Origin of the sequence: Natronorubrum halophilum, from assembly GCF_003670115.1 — an archaeon.
In the GTDB taxonomy this organism is placed as follows: domain Archaea; phylum Halobacteriota; class Halobacteria; order Halobacteriales; family Natrialbaceae; genus Natronorubrum; species Natronorubrum halophilum.
Window position 1 is genome coordinate 946,885 of the sequence record NZ_QQTY01000002.1, and the last position, 17,378, is coordinate 964,262.

Consider the following 17,378-nt stretch of genomic DNA (forward strand, 5'->3'; position numbering starts at 1 on the left):
GGTTCGTCACGTGCGGGTTTCGGTGCGGAATCCGTCGACGAGGTGGACGACAGCACCGAGCCCAGAGCAGATGATGCCGATCGGGACAAGCAAGAGCCCGATGCCGGACCCTGTCGTGATAAGACCAGGAAGCAGCCCCTCGAACACCTGCGCTACCAGCATGGGGACGACCAACAGGACGATAGAGAGGCCACCGGCGACGGCCCCCGCCGTGAGTAACCGTCGCGACCATTCTGCGGGATCCCAGAGTGAATTGACGAGGATCAGGAGCCCTGCCTCCACGAGCGCGAGGACACCCATGACCACATACAGGATCACGAAGAGGCCGATGAGACCCGCCGCGAACCCGTCACCGCGCGGGTTTTCGGGGATCGTAGTGAAATACAGTGCTGCGGTTACCAGACTGATAGTTCCTAACAGCGCAGTGGCGACAGCGATAGTACGCGGAGGGGGACGATACATAGTGCGTCTGTACTTACCAATGACAATCCGATAAAGTCATTGAATGTGTAACTCGATCTGGACTAGTAGTTGTACATTCCGGCTGACCGATCTACAGTTGGAAACTGGCCTCTGTCGACGAACTGAAAGTCGACAGTCCCGACAGCGGAACCATGCCACATCCTTAACCCGCTACTCCGCCAACGCTCGAGCGATGGGACGGTTATCCGCACTCTTCGATCCCGAGACCGTCGCCGTGGTCGGTGCAACCGACCGCGAGGGCGCCGTCGGCCGCGCAATCTTCGAGAACCTCCGTGGCGAGTTTCAGGGGGAAGTCGTACCGATCAACCCATCTCGCGACGAGGTGCTCGGGCTCGAGTGTTATCCGGACGTGTCGAGCGCGCCGCCGATCGATCTGGCGGTGGTCGTCGTCCCGCCCGATATCGTGCTCGAGGCGATCCGCGATATCGCGGACGGCGGGATTCAAAACGTCGTCGTCATCACCGCCGGCTTCTCGGAGACCGGCGGCGAGGGTGCCGAACGCGAGCGACGGTTGCGCGAGATCGCCGACGAGTACGATCTCAACGTCGTCGGCCCCAACAGTCTCGGGATCATGTCCACGCCGATCGACATGAACGCCACCTTCGGACCCGAGGACGCCACCGAGGGATCGATCTCCTTTATGAGTCAGTCGGGGGCGTTCATCACCGCCGTCCTCGACTGGGCGAACGAACAGGGGATCGGCTTTCAGGACGTCGTCTCGCTGGGTAACAAGACCGTACTCGACGAGACCGACTTCGTCCGGGAGTGGGGCGACGATCCCGACACCGACGTCATCATCGGCTACCTCGAGGGAATAGACGACGGCAACGAGTTCATCGAGACGGCCCGCGGGGTCACCGACGACACGCCGATCGTCCTCGTCAAAGCGGGCCGCACCGACGCCGGGGCGCAGGCGGCCTCCTCGCACACCGGCGCGATCGCCGGCAGCGAACGAGCCTACGAGACGGGCCTCGAGCAGGCCGGCGTGATACGTGCGAACTCCGTCCAGGAGCTGTTCGACTACGCGCGAGCGCTCTCGGGGCTGCCGGCTCCCGACCGCGACGGCGTCGCCGTGGTCACGAACGCCGGCGGCCCCGGGGTGTTGACCACCGACGCCGTCGGCGACTCCCGACTCCGGATGGCCGACTTCACCGACGGAACGATCGACGCGTTGACCGAGGCGATGCCCGAGGAGGCGAACGTCTACAACCCGATCGACGCCATCGGGGACGCCGACGTGGAGCGCTTCGGCGAAGCGCTCGAGATCGCCCTCGAGGACCCGAACGTCGGCAGCGCAGTCGTCGTCAGTGCGCCGACGGCCGTCCTCCAGTACGACGAACTCGCCGAGACCGTCATCGAGAAGCGCGAAGCCCACGACAAACCCGTCGTCACCAGCCTGATGGGGGGCCAGCGGGCGCGCGCCGCCGAGGAGGTCCTGCGGGAGTTCGGGATTCCGAACTACTTCGATCCCGCGCGGGCGGTAGCGGGGCTCGACGCGCTCGCCCGGTACCGGGAAATTCGTGAACGAACGGTCGACGATCCAACCGCGTTCGACGTCGACCGCGAACGCGCCCGGGAGATCGTAGCGCGGGCGACCCGCCGCGACGACAACCGCCTGGGCGTCGAGTCGATGGACCTGCTCGAGGCCTACGGCATCCCGACACCCGCGGGCGAGATCGTCGACGATCCGGATCGCGGACGCGAGGTGGCCGAGGGGATCGAGGGCGACGTCGTCATGAAGATCGTCAGCCCCGACATTTCGCACAAATCGGACATCGGCGGCGTCAAGGTCGGCGTCGCAGAGGAGGACGTTTACGACGCCTACGAGGACCTCGTCGCTCGAGCGCACAACTACCAGCCCGACGCGACGATCCTCGGCGTCCAGATCCAGGAGATGGTCGACCTCGAGGTGGCCACCGAGACGATTGTCGGGATGAACCGCGATCCGCAGTTCGGCCCGCTGTTGCTGTTCGGCCTCGGCGGAATTTTCGTCGAAATCCTCGAGGACACCTCGGTTCGCGTCGCGCCGATCGGCGAGGACGAGGCCCGCGGGATGGTCGACGAGATTCGGGCCGCGCCGCTGTTGCGCGGCGCTCGAGGGCGTGAGCCCGCGGATATCGAGGGTGTCATCGAGACGATCCAGCGACTCTCGCAGCTGGTAACGGATTTCCCGGCGATCCTCGAACTCGATATCAACCCGCTCGTGGCCGGCCCCGATGGCGTACAGGCGATCGATCTGCGACTGACCGTCGACACGGAGGAACTATGACCGACACCGAACCCACGGAAACCGACAGCGAGACCGACACCAGCACCACCGAAATCGACTCGAACGGAGACGCCAGAACTGACGACGAAATCGACCCGAAACGCGGCGACGAGATCGACACCATTCTCGTCAGTTCGCTCGAGGAGTCCACCGGCAAGACGGCCATCGCGCTGGCACTTGCCCGCCTCGCCGAGCGCGGGGGCGACAGCGTCGGCTACATGAAACCCAAGGGCACCAGCCTGCAGAGCAACGTCGGCAAGACCCTGGACGAGGACCCGCTGCTCGCCCGCGAGTTGCTCGGCCTCGAGGCGGAGCTGCACGACCTGGAACCCGTCGTCTACTCGCCGACGTTCGTCGAGCAGGCGATCCGCGGACGCGAGGATCCCGACGAACTCCGCGAGCGCGTGGTCGAAGCTTTCGAAACGCTCGCGGACGGCCACGACCGCATGATTCTCGAGGGCGGCGGCGAGTACGACATCGGCGGGATCGTCGAACTTACCGACGCCGATATCGCCGAACTCCTCGATGCTCGCGTGGTGCTCGTCGCACCCTACAATATCCCCGGCGACGTCGACGAGGTTCTCGCCGCGTCCGAGACGTTCGGCGACCGCCTCGCCGGCGTCATCTTCAACGATGTCGCGGACGCGGCGTACGATCCCCTCGAGACCGACGTCGTCCCCTTCCTCGAGGGACGGGGAATAGCCGTCGCCGGCGTGGTGCCGAGCGAGCGACCGCTCTCGGGCGTAACGGTCGCGGATCTCGCGACGGAACTCGGCGCATCGATGCTCGTAGAGGACGGAAGCGACGCCTACGTCGAGCGGTTTAGCGTCGGCGCGATGGGTGCCGACAGCGCGCTTCGTCACTTCCGGCGGACGAAAGACGCGGCCGTGATCACGGGCGGCGATCGGGCCGAGATTCACACCGCCGCACTCGAGGCACCCGGCGTTCGGTGTCTCATTCTGACGGGGGGCCACCGGCCGTCGGGGACGATCATCGGACAGGCGGCGGAAAAGGGCGTCCCGATCCTCTCGGTGCAGACGGATACGCTCACCACCGTCGAGCGGGCCGAAGACGTCGTCCGGAGCGGGCGAACTCGCGATGCGGAGACCGTCGATCGAATGGAGGCGCTGTTGACCGACCACGTCGCTCTCGAGTCGATTCTGGACGCCAACAGTCGGGAGTAACGGCCCGACGGAAAATCGGCGGGCCGACGTACACCGTCGGCTGCCACCGATCGGAGGAGTCGCCGAGACCGTCCAGCGGGTCCACTGCATCGACGGACAGCCGACAGTATCGCAATCACGGGGGGTACTCCGGGCGGGGTACGCACCCCGAGACGTGCCGGTTGTCAGAGGCGTCCGGCAACAGTACTTCGGTCGTACTGGGGGATATCCTCACCCGTCGCGGTCCGTCCCAAAAGATGAATAGTAACTAATAAAATTTTCTCATATTTATATACTCTATTGGTAACGAGACGAATTGGCACGGCTGATGGCTGTCGGTTCGGTCCGAGACGGCGTATCGGTGACCGCTGGTTTCGCTGCTCTCGAAACGCCGGAGAACGAATCCGCCACACCGTCTGAATGAGGCGACCCTGTCGGTTCAGTGAACAGTCTATTTGTGCTGTAGCCCGTACGCCTTTGTCATGGGGGAAAACTGTCAGTGTTCGAGGCAGTAATGCGCCACGAGACGCTGCTGCAGCGACTCTCGGAGCAACCGGCTCGGTCCGACGAACTCGCGACCGATCTCGAGACGTCCCGGTCGACGATTCACAGGTGGCTGTCGGCGCTCCAGCGCGACGGACTCGTCGAACAGGTCGATGGGCGCTATCGATTGACGCTGACTGGCACCCTCGCACTGGCGGAGTTCGAACGGTTGCTCCAGCAACTCGAGACTATCGTCGCCGCGCGCGACATCCTCCGGTCGATTCCGGACGATACAGCGATCGATCCCAGTTTGTTCGTGGGTGCGACCGTCGTTCTCGGCGATCGCTCGCGGACGAAGTCGACGTCGGGACCGATCCCACCGATCGAACCGCGGGAGGCGTTTCGAGCGTTGCTCGAGACCGGAACCCACCTTCGCGGCGTCGCGCCGGGGCTCAACGAGGAAGTCATCGCGGCCGTTCAGGACGCGCTCTCGAGCGGTCCCGAGAGCGACGAGCGTATCGAACTGGCGATTGCGGTACCGCACGATACCGTCGAAACCCTGCTCACGACGTTTCGGGAGCCGACCGCAGCCGCGCTCGAGACCGGACGGCTGACGCTCTGCGAGACGACCGCGCCCCTCCCCTACGGACTGCTCGTCCTCGAACGCGATGGCCGCGACGTGTCCCGCGAAGTGGACCTCGACATCGGTAGCGGGCCGATCACCGCACTGGTCGTCTGCGACGAAACCGGGATCCGTGGACTGCTCGTGACCGACGATTCCGACGCGCTCGAGTGGGCGACCGAGACGCTGGCTGATGTCTGGGTCGACTCGGAGCCGCTCTCTACGCTTTGAGACCGCTGAGTTCGGGTTTGCGTTCCGAACTCGGACAGGTAGGGATCCGATACCTATCACGTCTGACCAAGAATTAAGAGTCCACCACGCATGGGTCCAGTCATGGACGACACTCCCCAAGAGATTACCTCCCTCGTTGGACGCGAGGTGTACTCGAACAACGGCGTCTTCGTCGGCGAAGTCGAAGATCTGCGCCTGAACGTCGATAGTGAAGCCGTGACCGGACTCGCACTCGGTAGCCTGAACTCCGAACTGTTTACCGACGCCGCGCGCGGCGGTCAAGGCGTCATCGTTCCCTACCGGTGGGTTCGCGCCGTCGGTGACGTGATTCTGATCAACGACGTCGTCGAACGCGTCCGGCAACCCGACGAAGAAGAAGACGAACTCGTCGCCTGAGCGACCCGGCGAATTTTCCGTCGCTGTCGACGCCGGCCTGTGAGAACCGCCCACAGAACAGTCACGCCTGTCTACTGACGAGGCCATGAGCCAACTCGCCCCATCACAGAATCAGTCCGTTAGTTCCCGTTCGAGCCTTCGCTCCCGTCGACGCCCATCGCGTCGAACAGCGTCCGTTTGACCGCCTCTTCGGTGAGGTCGAGCAGCGTATCCCGCGTATCCTCCGAGATTTCGATGCCGGTGAAAATGCCCAGCGGAATCTCCGCGCTGGCCTGCGTCGAGTGGCCCGCCGTTTCGCCCATCTCGCCGTAGGCGTCCTCGAGCACTTTCCCGATGTTGATACGGATGTCCTTCGAGCGACCGGCGAGGAAGATGGTTTCGTCGGCGATTCCGAAGACCGCGGTCGTGGTGACGCCCTCGAGGTTCAGCAGATGGCTCGCGGCCTGCGTCAGCGCCTCGCGGTCGCGGACGAACCCGGCGTTGGAGACAAGGTGACTCCCCTGAACGTCGCGGTTGGCGATGGCCTCGGCGAGGACGTCCAGCGTCTCGGGGGACATCGACGGCGACTCGACCTGCTCTAAGGTGTCGTGGTTCGCGAACGGGTAGAGATACGCCGCGGCGGTGAGATCTGCGGGGGTAGTATCGCGTTTGAAATCCAGCGTCTCAGCCCGTATACCGTAGAGGAGTGCGGTTGCCACTTCCTCGGAGACGTTCATATCGAACTCCTGGATGTACTTCGTCATGATCGTCGACGTCGACGACATGTTGGGGCGGATGTCGACGAACTCGGGTTCGTACTCCACCTCGGGTTCGTGGTGGTCGACGATGATGTCGACCGGGAGATCCATCTCGCCCGACGTCGCGTGATCGACCAGCGCGACCGTGTCGTACACCGAGAAATCGTCAATCTCGTCCCACTGGACCAGATCGATTCCCAGCAGGTTGACGAACGCGCGGTTTTCCTGGTGGCCCACGTCGCCGAGATAGATGATATCCGACTCGATGCCGAGATGCTCGGCGATGGCCTGCAGCGCCGCCGCGCTGGCGATCGAGTCCGGGTCGGGACTGTCCTGGGTGACGATCGCCAGACGTTCGGACGTCTCCTCTAACAGTTGGGCGAGTTTCCCCGCGTTGTACTCGAGCTCGCCCGACTCGAGCGCGCGGAGTGCGGATTCGGCGATCACCGACGACGGATTGATGACGATATCCGCGCCGAGTGCCTCGAGTTCGTCCCCGGAGACGGGGTCGCTCGCGCGGGCGACGACGAACTGGGTGTCGTCGACGGCCCGAATGTGTTCGACGGCCTGCTTGTTGGATTCGACGTCCGAGGCCAGGATGAGGACGACGTCGCGGTCGGCGACGAGTTCCGCGGCCTTGGGTTCGCGGATATCGGAGGTGCGGGCGTCGAGGTCCTGGTCGCGAAGCGACTCGACGCGGCTCTCATCGCGGTCGATGATCAACACGTCCTTGCCCTGTTCAACGAGTTCCTCCGCAACGGCGTAGCCGACGCTCCCACAACCCAGAATAGCGTAGTCAGAGATCGACGAGATAGTAACTCCCGTACTCATTGACTGTGTGGTCGGACCGACCACACTTAACGCTCCCGAAGATTGGAACGTTTCGAAAGACCATCCGCTCGGTGGAGGTGTCGATCTGTGAGACGACGGAGGTATGACCGTCGCTGTCACGACGCCGGCCAAGGGAAACGTATTTGACCGTTCATCGAAAAGTCGCAGGTACAGGGCCGGTAGCTCAGTCCGGCAGAGCGTCTGACTCTTAATCAGACGGTCGCGTGTTCAAATCGCGCCCGGCCCGCTTTTGCCACGAGCAAATCCGCGAGCAGCAGGTCGTGCCCGGCCCGCTCACGGACCGCTCGAGCGCCTCGGCTTTCGTTCCGCCACGGAGCCCACTCGTTATCGCACCATTCTCGAGTCGTCCCGTATCGGAGAGAGGCTGGGACCGGCCGGCAGCGTACTTCCAGCGCGGTAGACGGAGAGCGTGACCGCTGACGGATCGTATCCAGTAGGATCAAGCGTACGGAACTGCATTCTCCACACAGAGGGATATCGAATGGAAATCTCTGAACAACTCCGTTGTCTGTTCTCTGGGCGAGTCGAAGAGCGAGACGAGTCGTACGTGATCGAGGTTCCGGAACGAGAGATCCGGCTCGATGAGATCGAGGAGGGCGGGATCTACCAGATCGCGCTGTTGTCTACTCCCACCGAATCGGCCGAGGAGTCGGACCAGAAACAGGATCGGACTCGAGAACGAGGTCGGGAACGAGACCGCAAATCCGAGCGAGAGCACGACTCGCTGAAGCCGCCCGTCGACGAGGGTGAAACGCGGACGGTGGAAATCGAGAGCGTCGGTGACCAGGGTGACGGGATCACGCGCGTCGAGCGCGGGTTCGTCGTCATCGTGCCGGATACGGACAAGGGAGAACGAGTCCGGATCGAAATCAGCCAGGTGCGAGACACCGTCGCGTTCGCCGATGTAGTAGAGCGGATCGATTACTACGAGTAACGATCGACACCGGTGTGACGTCCGGTTTTCTCGCGTTCCGTCGACCGCCGGAAACCGACAACTGGACAGGGTTCGCTGTACCGGCGTTCGAACCGCAGCTACCCGGAGCGCTGGGCGAGTACTGCACCGCCCCGGACGAATCCCGTTACGTCACCGATCGTCGCGCACGCCGTCGGGAAACTCGTTGTCAGCGAGGGAGACGGACCCGGAGTCGCCGATGATGCGAAGGGAGTAGCCGTCACCAGTGGACCGCCCGTAACAGTCCTCGATTCTGACGTCGTCCGCGCCGTTGACCACGATCGGTGTGTGCGTCGTCTCGAACTCGCTGTCGGAGACCACGTAGTCCTCGCCGCGGAGCTCGAGACCGCGCCGTTTGTCGGGACCCGGCTGATCGACGGAGAGGTCCGTGAACTGACAGCCGTTTCGCTCGCAGTAGATCGCGTGACGAAGGCGAGTTCCGGCCGCGTCGCCGGTGATTCGAACGTCCTCCAGATCGACCGCACCGGCGTCATCGCCGAGAATTCGAACTGCGTTGGCACTCCCGTTGATCTCGATATCGACGTTTTCGATGGACGTTGGCCCCGCGCCAGAGTCGATCTTAATTCCGTTGTTCGGACGGTTGCCGACGGAGATCTGTGAATCCGTGATCGAGGCGCTCTCGACGTCGTTCATGATCCTGATCGCGTCACCGTTCGGATCGGGAGTGGCGACGGTGACGCCGTCGATTTCGATCTGATCCCCGCCATCGAGGCGAATCGCGTGCTGTCCGTTCGAATCGTGCGGATCGTCGTTGACGACAGCGACTGCGTCCGTGATCGTCCCGCTCGCTCCGTTGAGGCGGATCGAGGCGGTACCGCTGTTTTGGTACCAGCCACGCTCGACGTCGACCCGACCCATCTCGCTCGACACGTACAACCCGTTGTCCGGGAATCCGCCCAGGCTGCAGTTCCTGAAGACGAGCGACCCACGGTGGTTCGGGTTGACGACGATGCCGGTTGCGCCGCGCCACATGCTCCCCTCGTTCGGCGTCTCGTCGATGTGGGCGGCACCGTCGGATGCGCGGAAGCACGTGACGAGACCCTGTCCATCAGCGTCGAGAATGTTGAACAGAGCTGGCCCCCACGTCCCGCTGTCGTGGACGCCGCGAACAGTAACGTTCCGGACGACGAGACCGTCCTCGACCTCGGCGTTGATGACCCGGATGCCCGTGTGCGTGGCGGTTTGATCGATGTCGAAGTTCTCGAACCGGAGGTCGCGACCGGGGTTGTCGCTGGTCCCCAGTCGGAACAGACGATACTGCGGTCCATCGAAATCGTAGTAGTTCGCCGGAACCAGGGTCGCATCCTCGCCGACGAACCCGACGTTCTCGAACCCGGTAAATCGCAGCTGTTCGTCCATGTAGTACCGTCCCGGCGGGAACTTCAGAAGCGTGTTGTCGTCTACGTTCGCTTGCAACACCGGGGTGATGGATTCGTTCCCTTCGGGATCTGCACCGGCTTCGACTACGTCGATCACGGTCTCGTATTGTCCGTTACCTTCATCCGCTGCGGCCGCACCAGCGGCGCTCAGCGTCGCTCCGAGTCCGACGAGACAGCCTTTCATGTACGATCGTCGACCGAACCGCCGACTGTGTGAATCGTTCGAAGTCACGTACGTCGTTCAACAACGGGGGTGTTTACGTATATTCGACGTAATCCGTTCCGAAACCGTCGCAGTGTTTCAACGATCCACGCAACCCGTCCTGTCGCGGTAACGGACGGATGTGATCGGTATCGCTACGACGGCTGTTCGAGCACTTAGCGGACCGTTAAGCGACTCGTTCGATAGAATCGGCGAGTGAAACAGTTGTATTGACGCGGAGTGCGTCTTCGAATCGATTCTACTGAACGATATCGCTCTCGAGAGAGGGTCAGCGCGGATGTGTCGCTCGTTTCGGTGGTTCTGTAGCCTGGTCTACAAGTCGATCTGCAGCGTACCCTCGAGCGACCATGACGATCACCTACGAGGGGCTCACATTCGAGCGACTCGGCCACGCGAGCAAACGACTCGAGACCGCGGACGGTCTCGTCATCTACGTCGACCCCTGGGGCGAAGTTCTCGAGGACGAACTGTGCGACGGCGATATCGTGCTCGTTACGCACGACGACTTCGACCACTACGACCCGGACGCGATCGAAGCCGTTGCGGGACCGGACGCCACCGTCGCGGCCTATGAGGCCGTCGATACCAGCGACCTCGCGTTCGACGTCGTCGGGCTTCCCCACGAGGGCGAGACGACCGTCGCCGGAATCGACGTGTGGACGGTTCCCGCGCACAACGACCCCGAAGGCGACCACGTCGACGACGCGAGGGATCCGTTCCACGCCGAGGGCGAGGTAATCGGGCTGGTGCTGACGCTCGAGGGAACGACGATTTTCTTCCCGTCGGATACGGACTTCCTCGAGCACCACGAATCGATCGGTGCTGACGTGTTCGTCCCGCCGATCGGCGGGCACTACACGATGGATCGCCACGAGGCCGCCGACTTCGCCCGGAGCGTAGATCCCGACCTCGTACTGCCGGAACACTACGACACGTTCGAGGCGATCGAGACTGACGCTGCGGCCTTCGCCGAGGACCTCGAGGACGACGGAATCCGCGTCGAACTGTTCTGAAACACGCGACTCGGGACGGCGGTGGATGTGCAAATCGCCGATGATGGGCTGATAGCTACCGAATTACGAGAATCGATTCCGGAATCTCTACCAATTTGTGTTGGAACAAGTCTCTTCCCCGGACAGTCGTACACGGTAATATGGTCCACCACAACCACAGCCGTCGGAGCGGCGACGACCGTGTGGAGATTCGGACCGTGCGTGGCGAATCGGAGTCGGTGACACACACGATCCTGCGGGGACTGGCGACCATCGAGGACGTCCCCGTTACCGAACTCGATCCCCTGTACGAACAGGTCGAGACGGAGGCGTTAGACGCCCTCCTCGCCCACGCGAACGAATCCGATGCCGCAGTCAGCGTCGAGTTCACGACCCCCAAATACACAGTCGTTGTCACTCACGGTGACCGCGTCTGTATTCACGACGGAGAGTCAGCCGTCTCCACGGTGGGCGGGGTGTGTTAACAGGCCTTCTTCCAGACGATCTCACCGCCGACGGAACCGGCATCGGCTTCGAAACGACACGTGTCAGGCGCTCAGTACCCGAGTTTCAGTTTGACGTGTTCGAAACCAATTTCAGTTATTTCCAGTTGCATTAGGAACGGGTAACAGTTATATCGTTGCCGTGGGTCGAATGCGTATGCGCAGTCACGACGGCACGTCCGATGGATGGCGTGGAAGCCGTCGATCGTTTCTCGCCGTTGCAGGCGTCGTGACGGGCGGCGTCGTCGGAGCGGCGGGCTGTCTCGGCGCGGGAGACCGCGTTCGAGTCCTCTCAGCCGGAAGCCTCGCCGTCGCCCTCGAGGAGTACGTCGGTCCCGCGTTCGAGTCCGAGACGGGGATCAGTTACGAGGGGGAGTATCACGGGTCGAACGTCGTGGTGCGAATGATCGAAGAGGGAACCAAACATCCGGACGTCGTCGTCAGCGCCGACGTCGAGTTGGTACGCGACCAGCTCTACCCCGACCACGCTGAGTGGGACGTCGAGTTTGCGGCGAACGAGGTCGGGATCGCCTATGCACCCGAAACCGAACTCGGCGCGCGCCTCGCGGCCGACGAGCCGTGGTACGAGGTCTTCGCCGACGCCGAAGCTAACGAGATCGCGATCAGCGATCCCAACCTGGACCCGCTCGGCTATCGAGCCGTCCACCTGTTCGAACTCGCCGAACGACGGTACGATCTCGAGGGATTTTGCGAGACGCTGCTCGAACGGGCGTACCGGGAGCCCGACGAGCCGAAGTTACTCGCCGGCGTCGAGGCGGGAAATCGGGCCTGTGCGGTCGCCTACCGCAACATGGCTCTCGACCACGACGTCCCGTTTCTCGCGTTACCCGACGCGTACAACTTTGGGAACCCGACCTACGCCGACGAATACGCGACCGCGAGCTACACCACCGAAGCTGGATATTCGACCGAGGGAACGCCGGCCGTCTACAACACGACGGTTCGGACTGCTGCCGACAACGCCGACGCCGGTCGGGCGTTCGTCGACTTCCTGCTGGAGCGGCCATCGCTGCTCGAGGACCGCGGCTTGCGCGTCGACGACCCGTTTCCGCGGGAGCACGGACTCGTACCGGAGGCGATCGAAGCGTGACCGAAGCCGAGACGGATACCGATTCGAACGGTTTCGGTGTCGGACTCGAGCGCCTGACGGGCGGCATAGCCGTGCCGGTACTGCTGGGAGGCGTGTTGGTCACTTACTTCGTCGTTCCGTTCGCGTTCTTTTTCGGCCAGATCGGATCAGTCGGGATATTCGACGGGCTCGCCGACTCGGCGACGCAGGATGCGATCAGCACGTCGCTGTTGACGGCCCCCGTCTCGACGGTCATCGCGACGGTGTTTGGCGTCCCACTCGCGTACGTCCTGTCGCGGGCGTCCTTTCGCGGAAAACGACTCGTCGAGGCGGCCGTGTTGTTGCCGCTGGTGTTGCCGCCGATCGTCGGCGGCGTCATGTTGTTGACCGTCGTCGGCCGCTACTCGCCGATCGGATCTGCGGCCGCGAGCCTAGGAATTCCATTGACCGATAGCCACGCTGGCGTGATCCTCGCCCAGACGTTCGTCGCCGCGCCGTTTCTGGTCGTTACCGCTCGAGCAGGGTTCGACGGCGTCGACGAACGGCTCGAGGAGGCGGCTCGGACGATGGGCTACACTCGCCTCGAGACGATCCGACTGGTCTCGTTGCCGCTCGCGCGAAACGCCATCGCAGCCGGCGTCGTCCTGACCTTCGTGCGGGCGATCGGCGAGTTCGGCGCGACGACGATGGTCGCGTACAACCCGCGAACGATGCCGACCCGAATCGAGGTGTTACGGATCTCCCGCGGTCTCGAGTCGATCGTCCCGATCGCGCTGGCCCTGCTGGGTATGACGATCGTCGTGGTCGTCGCCGTGCAGTTACTGATCGGGACGCCTCGTCGTCACTGACGGCACTCAACCGGACCCGTACGTATTGGCTAACGCGAGAAAATTATCAGTACCTGTGTAATACCCTACTGTCAATGCTAATCTCTTTGGAAGTGGGGTTATTGGGATCCTCGTTCTACCATTGTTTGAGAATCATGACATCGATCGCAGACATCGAAATTCAGGCCGACGGAACCGGAACCGGCGAGCTATTCGAGGCCGTTCCCTCCCTCACCTGCGAGATGGAGCGAGTGATCGCCTCGAGCGGGCACGGACTCTGGCTGTCGGGTCCCTCGAAGGACGCGATCGAAACCGCGCTCGGGGACGCTTCCGCAGTCGGTGCCTACTCCCTGATCAACAGCGACGAGGATCGCTGGCTGTACGATATCGAATTCAAACCCGATATCCTGGACTTCTTCGAGGTGGTTATCGAAGAGGGCGGAACGGTACTGAGCGCCTCGGCCTCGAGTGGCACGTGGCTGTTGAGTATTCGATTCGTCGACCGGGAGAGCGTCAGCACCCTGTACGATCGACTCGACGACGAGGGAGCCACGCCGACGATCGTTCGACTGTTCGATCTGGCCGAGGAGACTCAGTCCCAGTGCGGGCTCACCGCCCGACAGTACGAGACCCTCGTTGCAGCGATCGACCACGGATACTTCGAGATCCCGCGCGAAGTCTCGATGCAGGAGCTCTCGGAGGAACTTGGAATCTCCCATCAGGCCCTCTCGGAGCGACTCCGTCGGGCCTACCGCGCCCTCGTCACGGCGGAGTTGAACGTCTCCGAAGAGGAGACCGTCGCACCACCGGTTCCGTCCAGTTGAGCCGACGCGATCGTGACCGAATCGAAACCGAACTCCGGTACCGTCTCTCCGACGGAGTACGCGTTTTCACGCTGTGCTATCCTGCTATTCAATCGTCGTCGGAGTGAGACACGCGTGGCCGCATTGTTCGCTGAAGAGGCCAGTGTAGAATCGGTAGTGGCCCGTCTGAGATGTACTGGATGGGGAGATTCGATCGAGTTGAACGCGGATTCGCAAACCATCTCGGTACGAATCGAGTACTGAGTCGATGCGTACGTTCTTCCCGTCCGAGACTCGAGGGGACGATAACACAGTCATGGCTCCGAAGTCGACGACGCGCGATTCGGCGATCTCCCTCCCGCCAGTCGTCGGGTTCGGTCTGATCGTTGCGATCACGCTGACGGCAGGGATCGCTATCGGCCTTCTCGCAGTAACGATCGTCGGGTGAACGAGGCGATTCTGTTCGACGCCACCGTGTTAGAGCACCTCGAGAGCGTTACTCGGGACGACACGAAGCGGGAACGAGTATCGTTATGTGTCGTGCCAGTAACCGTTACTGCATGAACATCGACACCGAGGACGGCGTTCTTCGGGTTGCGTTCGACCGACCCGACGCGCTCAACGCCATCACCGAAGAGACCGTCGTGGAGTTGGCCGAGACGATCGAGAACGCCTCCGTCGACCGGCACGACGCGATCGTGATCACCGGCGAGGGCGACGCCTTCAGCGCCGGCGGCGACCTCGAGTCGCTGGCCGACTCTCCCGACACGACGCGGGAGGCCTACGAATCGGTCACCGACAGCTTCGGCCGCGTCGTCGAGGCGATGCTCGAGTGTCCCGTACCGATCGTCGCGAAGGTCAACGGCGACGCAATCGGCGCCGGACTGGCGATCGTTGCGCTCGCGGACATCGCGTACGCCGCCGAGGACGCGACCTTCTCCTGTGCGTTCGTTCGGATCGGCCTGATTCCGGACACCGGCGGCACGTTCATGCTGCCGCGCATCGTCGGGCTGCGAGCCGCGAAGAAACTCGCGTTTACCGGCGAGTTTTTCGACGCCGAGCGAGCGGCCGACCTCGAACTCGTCAACGAGGCGGTTCCCGCCGACGAACTCGACGACCAGGTCGAGGAGACCGTCGGCAAACTGCGCACGCACCCGACCGAGATCATCGGAACGATGAAACAGGCCATGCACGAAAACATGGCCCGTCCGTGGTCCGAGGCGCTGGACTACGAGAACCTGTTGCAAGTACAGGCGCTTACCTCCGACGCCCACGAGGAAGGCGTTACCGCCTTCCTCGAGAACCGGGAACCCGAATTCGAGACGTAACGGCCGCCGGTCACTCGCTCACACGTCGGTTTCGAATACCGGCGCGACCATCGCAAGCCAACGCAAGCACCACCGTCTTGCTTTTCTTCGGTGCTAGTTATATTGCAATGTCCCAAGAGTTTACCGACGACGACATCGGCAAGAAAGTTGTCAACGCAAACGACGAAGAGGTCGGCATCATCGTGGACGTCGAACACGGAACCGCTCACGTCGAGCCGGATCCCGGAATCGCGGACACGATCAAAGCCAAACTCGGCTGGGGGGGTACCGACGACGACACCTACCCGCTCCAGGAGGGCTCGGTAGCTCGGGTGACGAACGATCAGGTCCACCTCGAGAGCGACCTCGCCGGGAGCTCCGGCGGTGGGTCGACCAGTGCCGGTGGCACCAGAGATCTGGACGCGGAGACGGGTACGACGACCGGAGCCGGTTCGGGTGCCGGGACGGCAACCGACGCTGGAACCGGCCGTGGCACCGATACGGGTACTGACGACGATCTGATCGGTGACGACGATACCGGCAGAGGTGACGATAGCGGGCTGATGGATGACAACGACGATGATGGTCTGATCGGTGACGACAGTAGCAACGATGACGGTCTGATGGATGACAGCGACGATGACGGCCTGACGAACGACGATAACGACGATGACGGCCTGCTCGGAGACAACGATGACGACGACGACGATATCGTTGGCAACGACAACCGGTAACCACGGTTGTCGTTCGGGCTCGAGCCGACGGCTGTCGGTCAATTCCCGAATTTCTATCGCAACGGTGCGATTATCCGGCAGTGTCGGGAGACGTTACACGACCGGTACAGCCGAGAGTACGGCACTCCGTCCGTCAGCACGATAGGAGATGGTCGAAGGGGACTGAATCGACGCCGTTACTCGGAGTGATCGTCGTCGGTGTCGTCCGACGTTTCCTGCGATCGTTCGGATGACGTATCCGTATCGTCTTGTGATATCTCGTCGTGGTCGTCTGGGGAGTCTCGTTCGGATCCGTCGGTCCGTTCGGAATCCCGTGGAGCGGATTCACCGCGACCGCTCCGTTCCTGCGTGATCGGCTGGCGCTGTTGGCGTTGCTCGTGCCCGCGCTGTTCGGTGCCGATCCGCTGTGAGTACTGGTCGTGCGAACGTCGCTGTTCGGAGTGGGACTGTGGCGTCTGTCCTCCCTGAGTCGGCTGACCGGACTCCCGACCGCGGTTGCGCTGTTCCCGCTGTCGGTCTCCCGCCGGTCGGTCGGACCCCTGTTGGTCCCACTGTGGCCGGGACTGGCCGTGCTGGTGGGGCCGCTGGTGCTGTGGCTGCGACTGGGAGTGGCCCTGCTCTGGGCCGCGCCCGAACTGCGATCGTGGCGATCGTTCCTCCCCGATCGAACCGGACGCTTCGCCACCGTACCCGCTCGCCTGTGAAACCCACTCGCCGGTCTGTGAGTACCGTTGTGTCGGCTGTCGGGTCCGCGATTGGGACTGCTGGGATCCCGTTTGCTGGCCCTGGCCGGACTGGGGCTGTGACGCAGCCCGCATTCCGTTCTCCATCGCGCGTTCCATCTCCGGCGCGACGGCCTCGAGACCCTGCAGATAGCTCCGCATCATCGACTCCGTGAACTGCTGGCCCGGGACGCCCTGCAGCATCGACTTCGTGATCTCGAGTCCCTGTTTCTGGGCCGTGTCTTGCCACTGCATCGCGCTCAGGGTCATCTGCACGATGTTTCGCTGTAGATCGATCGCCTGCTCGAACGCTTCCCGTCCCTGATCGATCGTCGTCTGTTGGATCTGTGCGGTCGGCTCTTGCGGCGGTTGCTGTTGGTCCGTCATTGGATTCACTCGAGGATGCGTCCGCTATCCTCGTCATCACGCACGGTTACGGAGAGTACAATAAACGCCGTCGTCAGTTGCACTCGGAAGGGAATGATCAACTCCGGAAACGACGACGCGGCGCGACCGACGCCGTAGAACGACCGACCGTAGCTGGACTCGCGCACCGTTCGTGTCCGTCTGCGCGCGAGATCGAGATCGA

Annotated in this window: 18 protein-coding genes and 1 tRNA gene; 14 read left to right on the forward strand and 5 right to left on the reverse strand. The window is 62.9% G+C overall.

The genetic code is table 11. The features are described 5' to 3' along the window. Positions 1-6: 6 nt before the first annotated feature. Positions 7-306, reverse strand: a complete 300-nt coding sequence (locus DWB23_RS10800) for a hypothetical protein (RefSeq protein ID WP_238717388.1) — start codon at positions 304-306, stop codon at positions 7-9. Positions 307-655: 349 nt separating this feature from the next. On the opposite strand from DWB23_RS10800, the gene DWB23_RS10805 reads away from it, so the two are divergent. The 4 genes from DWB23_RS10805 to DWB23_RS10820 all read left to right on the forward strand — a co-directional run bounded on the left by DWB23_RS10805 (position 656) and on the right by DWB23_RS10820 (position 5,647). Further along, complete coding sequence (locus DWB23_RS10805; protein ID WP_121742801.1) at positions 656-2,752, forward strand: acetate--CoA ligase family protein; 2,097 nt, start codon at positions 656-658, stop codon at positions 2,750-2,752. Continuing rightward, on the forward strand, positions 2,749-3,936 hold the full coding sequence (locus DWB23_RS10810; RefSeq protein WP_121742802.1) for a phosphotransacetylase family protein: 1,188 nt from the start codon (positions 2,749-2,751) through the stop codon (positions 3,934-3,936). The genes DWB23_RS10805 and DWB23_RS10810 overlap by 4 nt, the downstream gene beginning before the upstream one ends. Positions 3,937-4,414: 478 nt before the next feature. Further along, positions 4,415-5,251, forward strand: coding sequence for a helix-turn-helix transcriptional regulator (locus DWB23_RS10815; protein ID WP_162989796.1), 837 nt, complete (start codon positions 4,415-4,417; stop codon positions 5,249-5,251). Positions 5,252-5,353: 102 nt separating this feature from the next. Beyond that, positions 5,354-5,647 (forward strand): PRC-barrel domain-containing protein, encoded by a 294-nt coding sequence (locus tag DWB23_RS10820; RefSeq protein WP_121742804.1) that lies wholly within the window; start codon positions 5,354-5,356, stop codon positions 5,645-5,647. A gap of 119 nt (positions 5,648-5,766) precedes the next feature. Here the strand turns inward: DWB23_RS10820 and DWB23_RS10825 are convergent, their stop codons facing one another. After that, positions 5,767-7,215, reverse strand: coding sequence for a DHH family phosphoesterase (locus DWB23_RS10825; RefSeq protein ID WP_121742805.1), 1,449 nt, complete (start codon positions 7,213-7,215; stop codon positions 5,767-5,769). Positions 7,216-7,388: 173 nt separating this feature from the next. On the opposite strand from DWB23_RS10825, the gene DWB23_RS10830 reads away from it, so the two are divergent. Both DWB23_RS10830 and DWB23_RS10835 read left to right on the forward strand, forming a co-directional pair. Beyond that, positions 7,389-7,462: transfer RNA gene (locus DWB23_RS10830), tRNA-Lys, on the forward strand. A gap of 255 nt (positions 7,463-7,717) precedes the next feature. Beyond that, on the forward strand, positions 7,718-8,170 hold the full coding sequence (locus DWB23_RS10835) for a TRAM domain-containing protein (RefSeq protein ID WP_121742806.1): 453 nt from the start codon (positions 7,718-7,720) through the stop codon (positions 8,168-8,170). A gap of 150 nt (positions 8,171-8,320) precedes the next feature. On the opposite strand, the gene DWB23_RS10840 is transcribed toward DWB23_RS10835, so the two are convergent. Further along, a complete protein-coding gene (locus DWB23_RS10840; RefSeq protein ID WP_121742807.1) occupies positions 8,321-9,772 on the reverse strand; it encodes a hypothetical protein in 1,452 nt (483 codons plus the stop codon). A gap of 386 nt (positions 9,773-10,158) precedes the next feature. Here DWB23_RS10840 and DWB23_RS10845 point away from each other — a divergent pair, with 386 nt between their 5' ends. The 8 genes from DWB23_RS10845 (at position 10,159) to DWB23_RS10875 (ending at position 16,067) form a co-directional block, all read left to right on the forward strand. Beyond that, positions 10,159-10,824 carry an MBL fold metallo-hydrolase gene (locus DWB23_RS10845; RefSeq protein WP_121742808.1) on the forward strand — a complete coding sequence of 222 codons (666 nt, stop codon included), beginning with the start codon at positions 10,159-10,161 and terminating at the stop codon, positions 10,822-10,824. Between the two features lie 140 nt (positions 10,825-10,964). Then, on the forward strand, positions 10,965-11,288 hold the full coding sequence (locus tag DWB23_RS10850; RefSeq protein ID WP_121742809.1) for a HalOD1 output domain-containing protein: 324 nt from the start codon (positions 10,965-10,967) through the stop codon (positions 11,286-11,288). 175 nt (positions 11,289-11,463) lie between these two features. Next, a complete protein-coding gene (locus tag DWB23_RS10855) occupies positions 11,464-12,417 on the forward strand; it encodes an extracellular solute-binding protein (RefSeq protein ID WP_121742810.1) in 954 nt (317 codons plus the stop codon). Next, entirely contained in the window at positions 12,414-13,244 is an 831-nt protein-coding gene (locus DWB23_RS10860; RefSeq protein WP_121742811.1) for an ABC transporter permease, read from the forward strand. Before DWB23_RS10855 ends, DWB23_RS10860 begins: the two co-directional genes overlap by 4 nt. A gap of 134 nt (positions 13,245-13,378) precedes the next feature. Further along, complete coding sequence (locus tag DWB23_RS10865; protein WP_121742812.1) at positions 13,379-14,047, forward strand: helix-turn-helix domain-containing protein; 669 nt, start codon at positions 13,379-13,381, stop codon at positions 14,045-14,047. A gap of 247 nt (positions 14,048-14,294) precedes the next feature. After that, the gene (locus DWB23_RS23010; protein ID WP_162989761.1) at positions 14,295-14,474 is read left to right on the forward strand and encodes a hypothetical protein; all 180 of its coding nucleotides are present in this window, start codon (positions 14,295-14,297) and stop codon (positions 14,472-14,474) included. Between the two features lie 112 nt (positions 14,475-14,586). After that, the gene (locus DWB23_RS10870; RefSeq protein WP_121742813.1) at positions 14,587-15,354 is read left to right on the forward strand and encodes an enoyl-CoA hydratase/isomerase family protein; all 768 of its coding nucleotides are present in this window, start codon (positions 14,587-14,589) and stop codon (positions 15,352-15,354) included. A gap of 107 nt (positions 15,355-15,461) precedes the next feature. Continuing rightward, positions 15,462-16,067 carry a hypothetical protein gene (locus DWB23_RS10875; protein ID WP_121742814.1) on the forward strand — a complete coding sequence of 202 codons (606 nt, stop codon included), beginning with the start codon at positions 15,462-15,464 and terminating at the stop codon, positions 16,065-16,067. Between the two features lie 176 nt (positions 16,068-16,243). Here the strand turns inward: DWB23_RS10875 and DWB23_RS10880 are convergent, their stop codons facing one another. After that, positions 16,244-17,176: a hypothetical protein gene (locus DWB23_RS10880; RefSeq protein ID WP_121742815.1), complete on the reverse strand. Its 933-nt coding sequence runs from the start codon at positions 17,174-17,176 to the stop codon at positions 16,244-16,246. A 5-nt stretch (positions 17,177-17,181) separates the two neighbouring features. Next, a complete protein-coding gene (locus tag DWB23_RS10885) occupies positions 17,182-17,343 on the reverse strand; it encodes a hypothetical protein (RefSeq protein WP_162989797.1) in 162 nt (53 codons plus the stop codon). Positions 17,344-17,378: the final 35 nt, after the last annotated feature.

What these genes read in the sequence shown, in the direction of transcription:
- DWB23_RS10845 (WP_121742808.1), top strand. Translation starts at nt 10,159, where the DNA reads ATGACGATCACCTACGAGGGGCTCACATTCGAGCGACTCGGCCACGCG.
- DWB23_RS10840 (WP_121742807.1), bottom strand. Translation starts at nt 9,772, where the DNA reads ATGAAAGGCTGTCTCGTCGGACTCGGAGCGACGCTGAGCGCCGCTGGT.
- DWB23_RS10825 (WP_121742805.1), bottom strand. Translation starts at nt 7,215, where the DNA reads ATGAGTACGGGAGTTACTATCTCGTCGATCTCTGACTACGCTATTCTG.
- DWB23_RS10870 (WP_121742813.1), top strand. Translation starts at nt 14,587, where the DNA reads ATGAACATCGACACCGAGGACGGCGTTCTTCGGGTTGCGTTCGACCGA.
- DWB23_RS10820 (WP_121742804.1), top strand. Translation starts at nt 5,354, where the DNA reads ATGGACGACACTCCCCAAGAGATTACCTCCCTCGTTGGACGCGAGGTG.
- DWB23_RS23010 (WP_162989761.1), top strand. Translation starts at nt 14,295, where the DNA reads ATGCGTACGTTCTTCCCGTCCGAGACTCGAGGGGACGATAACACAGTC.
- DWB23_RS10835 (WP_121742806.1), top strand. Translation starts at nt 7,718, where the DNA reads ATGGAAATCTCTGAACAACTCCGTTGTCTGTTCTCTGGGCGAGTCGAA.
- DWB23_RS10810 (WP_121742802.1), top strand. Translation starts at nt 2,749, where the DNA reads ATGACCGACACCGAACCCACGGAAACCGACAGCGAGACCGACACCAGC.
- DWB23_RS10805 (WP_121742801.1), top strand. Translation starts at nt 656, where the DNA reads ATGGGACGGTTATCCGCACTCTTCGATCCCGAGACCGTCGCCGTGGTC.
- DWB23_RS10875 (WP_121742814.1), top strand. Translation starts at nt 15,462, where the DNA reads ATGTCCCAAGAGTTTACCGACGACGACATCGGCAAGAAAGTTGTCAAC.
- DWB23_RS10880 (WP_121742815.1), bottom strand. Translation starts at nt 17,176, where the DNA reads ATGACGGACCAACAGCAACCGCCGCAAGAGCCGACCGCACAGATCCAA.
- DWB23_RS10865 (WP_121742812.1), top strand. Translation starts at nt 13,379, where the DNA reads ATGACATCGATCGCAGACATCGAAATTCAGGCCGACGGAACCGGAACC.
- DWB23_RS10850 (WP_121742809.1), top strand. Translation starts at nt 10,965, where the DNA reads ATGGTCCACCACAACCACAGCCGTCGGAGCGGCGACGACCGTGTGGAG.
- DWB23_RS10855 (WP_121742810.1), top strand. Translation starts at nt 11,464, where the DNA reads ATGCGCAGTCACGACGGCACGTCCGATGGATGGCGTGGAAGCCGTCGA.